This is a genomic window from Mycobacterium sp. KBS0706, from assembly GCF_005938675.2.
In the GTDB taxonomy this organism is placed as follows: domain Bacteria; phylum Pseudomonadota; class Alphaproteobacteria; order DSM-16000; family Inquilinaceae; genus Inquilinus.
In genome coordinates this window covers 1-918 of record NZ_VCCH02000302.1, presented here as the reverse complement: position 1 = coordinate 918, position 918 = coordinate 1, and the positions used below count along the sequence as shown (strand labels likewise).

Below are 918 nucleotides of genomic sequence, written 5' to 3'. Positions count from 1 at the left end.
TTCACCAGCTGGAAGAAGGGCCGCAGATTCTGCGACATCCACTGGACGCCGGCCTGGATCCACTTGTCGACCGGCAGGACATAGAGGTCGTCGGCGCTGAACATGGGACCGTCGGCTCCATCAGGGCTGGGCGAGGGCGGCTGGGGCCGCGATGCGGGCGAGGATCCGGCCGGGCTCGACGCGGCCGAGCAGCCGGCCGTCCTCGTCGATCACGGCGACCAGCTGGTCGCCGCTGCAGGCGCCAGCGATGTCGGCCAGGCGGGCATGGCCGGGCACCGTGGCGCAGTCGGCCGAGGCGAGCGAACGCAGGGTGATGCCCTGCTGCAGCCGCGGCAGGTCGGCGGCGGCGACCGTGCCGATCAGCCGGCCGGCATCGTCAACCACGAAGGACCGGCCGAGCCCGGATACGCCGGCCAGCTCGACCGTGCCGTCGGCGCGGGCCACGATCGGCCGCGCCTCGACCATCACCGAGCGGGCATCGAACAGCCGCGACCGGTCGACCTCGCGGGTGAAGGCGGCGACATAGTCGCTGCCCGGATCGGTCACGATCTCCTGCGGCGTGCCCTCGCGTACCACGGCGCCGTCGGCCATGATGGCGATGCGGGTGCCGAGCTTCAGCGCCTCCTGGAAATCATGGGTGATGAACAGGATGGTCTTGTGCAGCGTGCGCTGCAGCCGCAGCAGCTCGTCCTGCATCTCGGTGCGGATCAGCGGGTCGAGGGCGCTGAACGCCTCGTCCATGATCAGCACGTCGGCATCGGTGGCCAAGGCCCGGGCCAGGCCGACCCGCTGGCGCATGCCGCCGCTGAGCGCGCCCGGCAGGTGTTGGCCCCAGCGCGCCAGCCCGACCACGGCCAGGATCTCCTCCGCCTTCTGGCGGCGCGGCCGGGCGGCGATGCCGCGCAGCTTCAGGCCGAA

At 72.1% G+C, this 918-nt stretch carries 1 protein-coding gene; it reads right to left on the bottom strand.

Annotated elements, in window-relative coordinates:
* Positions 1–120 precede the first annotated feature (120 nt).
* Positions 121–918, bottom strand: a 798-nt coding sequence (locus FFK22_RS41950; protein ID WP_143957018.1) for an ATP-binding cassette domain-containing protein, incomplete at its 5' end; no start/stop codon positions are given.